Source organism: Burkholderia sp. E168m22, from assembly GCF_001319805.1.
In the GTDB taxonomy this organism is placed as follows: domain Bacteria; phylum Pseudomonadota; class Gammaproteobacteria; order Burkholderiales; family Burkholderiaceae; genus Burkholderia; species Burkholderia orbicola.
On record NZ_BBSK01000081.1, the window covers coordinates 1 to 5470 of the forward strand.

1 protein-coding gene and 1 pseudogene are annotated in these 5470 nt (G+C 70.4%); both read right to left on the bottom strand.

The genetic code is table 11. From position 1 onward, the window contains the following. Positions 1–4705: pseudogene (locus tag AP428_RS18040) on the bottom strand (LWXIA domain-containing protein); the annotation flags it as partial. Between the two features lie 252 nt (positions 4706–4957). Next, on the bottom strand, positions 4958–5470 hold a 513-nt coding region (locus tag AP428_RS18045), incomplete at its 5' end, for a lytic transglycosylase domain-containing protein (protein WP_156349332.1).

The window sequence follows — 5470 nt, forward strand, 5'->3', positions numbered from 1 at the left end:
GGCCGTGCGCGTCGTCGGTCGCGCGCGTGCCGCGGTCGGCCGCGGCCGTGTCGCGTTCCGCCATCCGCTCGGGCGCGCCGGCGCGTTCCGGCTTGACGAGCACGAGCACGCGGTTCGGCGCGCTGAACACGCCATCGAGCGCATTGACCGGCTCGGGCGGCGCGGCCGGCCGCGGCATCGCCGGGTCGTTCGGGCCGCGCTTGCCGGCCAGCACGATCACCGTGTCGTCGGCGGCCGCGCGTGGCGCGGCCTGCGGCGCTTCGTCGGGCGCGATGCCGTCCGGCAGGCCGGTTTCATGGGCCGCCGCGACCGTCTCCGGCGCGGGATCGAAGCGCAGCACGCGCGCGCCCGCGCGCAGCTGGCCGTCCGCACCGAATGCGTCGGGCGCGGCCGCGTAGACGGGCTTCTGCCAGCGGTTCGCGAGCTCGGGTGCGAGCGCGGCGTCGTGTTCGCCGGCGACGACGATCACCGGTTCCTCGAAATCCTGCGGGCGCGGCGACGGCGGCCGCGCACCCGGCGCGTCGGGTGTCGCGCCGCTGCGCACCACGTAGACCGTGCGATCGCCGACGTCCATCGGCTCGGCGCTCGGCCCGCGCGGCACGGCGATGCCGGCCGGATCGGACGTCGCCGCGCGCGCGACGGGCGCGTCGTCCGTCAGATCGACGACCTTCGCGTTGACGCGCGGCGGCGCGCCGTCCGGCTTCGCCCGCGTGCCCGGGCCGGCCGGCTCGTCGGCCGCGACGGGCCGCCAGCGCATCGATTGCGTGTCGGCGCTGCGCCGGTTGGCGCTCGCGGTCGTGCTGCGTTCGGCATCGGTTTCGTCGCGCTGCTGCTGCACGCGGGCGTGTTCCTCGCTGTTGCGGCGCGTGCTGCGCGCGTCGGCGGACACGCTCGCGGCTTCGCCTTCGGCCGCCGTCTGCGCGAGGCGGCGCGGCGCCTGCGCGCCGGCGACCGTCTGCCGGTAGGCGTCGCTGGCCTGGTCGAGCACGTGTTGCAGCACGTCGAGCGGCGTCTTCGCGACGATCTTCGGCGTCACGCTCATCTCGCCGTCGGGGCCGAACGACATGCGCTCGCCGGTGCCGGTCACGTCGTCCACACGCGTGCCATTGGTCCAGGCCTTCGGCGACACCGATACGACGGACAGCGTGCCGTCCTCGCCGAGCACCACCGATTTGCCCGGCGGCAGGCGCTTCGCGGACGCGCGGTCGAGCACGCGAATCGGCGTGTTGTCGTAGGTCAGCACCTTGTCGCCCACCCGCAGCGTGCCGTCGGGCGACACCTTGACGGCTTCGCCGTCGAGCGTCACGCGTGTGCGACCGGCCGCGAGCGACGACGCGTCGCCGCTGTTGAGGATCCGGCCGATCGTCTGGCTGTCGACGCTGACGGTCTTGCCGTCGGCCCCGCGGATCGGCACCGGCTGGCCGATGCGCGTGCGCACCGACGTCACCGCGCGCTCCTTGAGGCCGCCGGCGGCCATCAACGCGACGTTGGTGATCCCGGACTTGAGCTGCTCGCCGGCCGCCTTCTTGTCGCCGGTAACGAAATACTCGTAGCCCGCTTCGCCGAACGCCTCGACCGCGCCGCCCACGCCCGTCACGACCGCGGTGGTCCGCGCGCCGGTGGCGAGCACCGACGCGACTTTCGGCGTGCGCGTGAGCGCCGTGACCGCGCGCGTGAACAGCTTGCTGCCGGCCAGCTTCGCGGCGCCCGCCGCGCCCATCGGCACGAGGTTGATGAAGTCGGCCCGCGCACCCGCGTCGGTAAACGGATTGAGACTGCGCCCGTGGTCGGCGCGGTTGGCCAGATCGAGGCCGGCGCTCGTCATCGTCGCGCCGATCGCCGTGTACATCATCCCCGCGCCGAGGATGTTCAGCGGGACGCCGACGATCGCGCCGATGCCGGTGCCGTCGAGCAGCGTGCCGAGGCCTTCGAGCGCCATTCCGCCGACCATCATGCCGATGTTCAGGCCCGTGCTTGTCAGCGTGTTCAGAAAACTGTCGAAGCCGCTTTCGTGATGCGCGGCCTTCGACACGAGTTGCAGCGTGCCGTCCGCGTTGTGGCCGGTCGCGATGTCGACCGTGCCGTCCGTCGACAGCTCGTTGTTGTCGATGTAATCGTTGATGTCGTCGTAGTTGCTTGCCGTCTCGTCGACGTACTGCGTGCCGTCCTTGCCGCTGACCTTGAACAGCGCGCTGGTGGTCATGCCGGCATCCTTGGCGGCGTAGACCATCGGCAACACGCTGACCTGCGTCGTCGCGCCGCCGCCAATCGACAGCAGCTTGTCGCGCACGCTGTTGATCGTCTTCAGCTTGTCCTTGTCGGTGTAGCGCGCGACGTCGTCCTTCGTCGGCGATACGGGGTCCGAATCGTCGCCCGACGCCGCGTCGTTCTGGACGTCGGGTTGCATGCCGAGCGCGACGCCGATCAGGTTGCGCTGCTCGTTGTCGGTCAGCTTGCCGAACGCGATCGTGCCGCCGTTGTTCGTGCTCGCGCTGGCCGCGTCGAGCAGCGAGTTCGACAACTCGCCGCGATGCGCTTCGTAGAAATCGTGCAGCGCCTTCTTGTAGTCGTTCTCGGCGTCCGAACCGGGCGCCGCATAGCGCAGCCGTTCGTCGAGGCCGGCGTCGAACCGGTCCATCAGCACCTGCTGGTGCGACGTCTCGCTCAGCAGCTGCAGGCGCTGCACCGCGTTGTCGGCCTGCGTGACGGCCGCCTTCGCCTTGTCGAGCTCGACCTGATACAGGTTCGGACGCGGCGCCGACGGCGCCGGGATCATGTCGTCGCCCGCGACGGTGCGAAAGCGCATGGGCGGCGGATTCGCGGCTGCCCAGTCGTCGTATTTTTTCTGCACCGACTCGAGCGTGCTCTTCGCCTGCGTCTGCTTGATGTGCGCCTGCGACAGCGCGAGCTGGGTCGCGCGCTCGTTCACCGAATCGGACATCCGGCTGTCGGCCGCGCGGATCGCGCCCGCAACGGTCTGCATGCGCTTCACGTCGAGCATCGTCGGGCCGGCCTGCGCGGCGGACGGACCCGACGACTGCGGCAGCAGGAACGGGCTGTCGAGCAGCGGCGACGCGGGCAGTGACGATGCGCCATTGGACCCGGGCAACGTCGGCGAGGCCTGCGGCGACGCGCTCGGCAGCGTCGGCGTGCCGGTGGGGGCGGCCGACGTCGCGGTCGACAACGACGATGCGGGCAGGCCCGGCAGGCCGTTCGCGGTCGACAGCGACGGCGTCAGCAGCGGCGGTTGAAGCGTGGGCTTCGTGAATACTGATTGTGCGTTCACCCGCGCCTTGATCTGCGACGCCTGATCGTCGTACTGCTGCGCGAGCGTCGCACCATACGCGACGACGAAGCCGTCGTGCGCGATGCTCGCCTGCTGCTTCGCCTGATCGAGCTTCGCATACGCATCGCCGAGGTCCAGATCGACCTGCGGGTCCTTGATCATCGCGTGCGGATTGGCCTTGTGCCACGCGCTGGATGCGTCCAGCTTCTTCGTATAGTCGGCCTGCAGCGTGTCGACCTGCCGCTGCGCGGACAGCATCTGCAGATAGCCGCCGCTCGTGTTCGCGGCCGTCTGCGCGCGGGCGAGCGCGGTCTTCGCGTCCGACACGGCGTTCGGGACGATCACCGTCGGTCCTTCCTTGCCGCTGGCCGAATCGTAGCGCTGCTGTGCGTTCGTGAGCGACAGGCTGTCGTTGGCCGCGCCGTACGCGGCGTTCGCATAGTTCGCATCCTTCGCGGCGGACGTGACGGCCTGCTGTGCGGCATCCTGCGAAGCGGGCGCATCGGGCATCGTGACCTGCAGCTCCAGCGGCTGCAGCGCGTCGTTCAGCCGCCCGACGCCTGCATCGAGCGCGGCCTTGTAGTCCGGATCGGCGAGGTACGACTGGAACTGCGTATACGCGAGGTTGGAATTCGCGACGTCCGCGAAGTATTTGGACGCACCCACGGCCGCCTTCGCGCTCGCGGTCTGCCAGTCGTCGTAGAGCCGGATCTGCAGCGGGTTCTTGCAGTCGCCCGGCTGCGGCACCCAGTTCGGATCGTTCGCATGATCGGGGAAGGCGTCCAGCAGCGTCTTGAACTGCTGGTCGGCCGCGTGCTGCGCGTCACCGGGGTCGGTCACCTTGCCGGAATCGTCGATCTTCATTCCGGCCGGCATGTCGGCATTCGCCTGTTCGCCGTACAGGATCATGTAGCCGGCGTCGGTCGTCACGTTCAGCTCGCGTTGCGCGGTGTCGGCCGTCGTGCGCGCCTTCGCGTAGTCGGCCTGCGCGGTCTTGCGGTCGTCGGCCGTCGACTCGGGATCGCGGTTGACCAGATGCAGCACGTTCTGCGCGCCTTGCAGCGTCTGCGACGCGTTGTCGTACTTCGTCTGCGCGTCCTGGATCGCTTTCTGTACCGCGCGCGTCTTGTCGTTCTCGACGGTGATGTCGGGCGGCGGCGCCGTATATTGCGCGGCCATGCTCTGGATCAGCGACGTCGCGGACTGGATCTCGGCGTTGGTCGGCTTCGACGGATCGGTGGCCAGCGAGGCGGTGACGGGAATCGGCGGGGCGGCGGTCGGGTTCGCCGGCCCGGCGGCCGGGTCGTCCTTCTTCGGCGGCGGGGGAGGCGGGGGCGGCGGTGCAACGACCAGATTCAGCGTTTCCGACAGGAAGCGCTGCCAGTTGACACCCAGTCCCAGTCCGTCGATCAACAGCATGCTCGTCTCCGTTGAGCCGCGCGATGCGCGGCACGTGCGGCGTCCTGCACGCCGCGACGTGATCGTTCGAGTGTACGGACGCACCCGGCAGCGGGAACGCCGCTGTTTCGTAGCGGCAGGAAGCGGTCGGCGGCCAGGCGTCGCGCGGGCTACGAGATGCGCGCGGCGAGCGGCAGCCACGCCGCGCGTCGTCGTTCGGACCCCTGAAAGCGGCGCGGGCGCGTACGCACGGCGCCGCGCGCGATCATGCGGTCACTGATCGAGACACCGCACGCAGAGCCGCTTCGCCTGGTTCGCCGGCAGCCCGCGGCACATCATCACGACCGGGCGCGCATGGCACGACGGTGCGTCGGCGGAAGCGGCCGGCAACGGCAGCCTGCGCGCGCGATCGGGCGGCGTGGTTGCGACCGCGTCCATGCGTCGCTGCCGCGCCGGCGTCGTGTCGCTCACGACGGGAATCGGTTCGACGCCGCCTTCGCGCGCATTGCGCTGCGCGCTCGCGACGACGCGGCTCACGTAGCCGCTCGAAAAACCGGTCGTGAAATTGCCGCTGTAGTAGCACGACAGCGCCGCGCGCAACGCGGCCTGCGTGGCGCGGCCGGTGCCCGACGAGCGCGCGAAGCATTCGGTCAGGATCGCGCCGCCGGCCTGCAGGTTGCGGCACGGCTCGAACATCGTCGCTTCGTCGAGCCCGTATTTCGCGAAATTGCGTTCGTTGACCTGCGCGAGGCCGACGCTGTAGCTGAAGCCGCGCGACGACAGTTC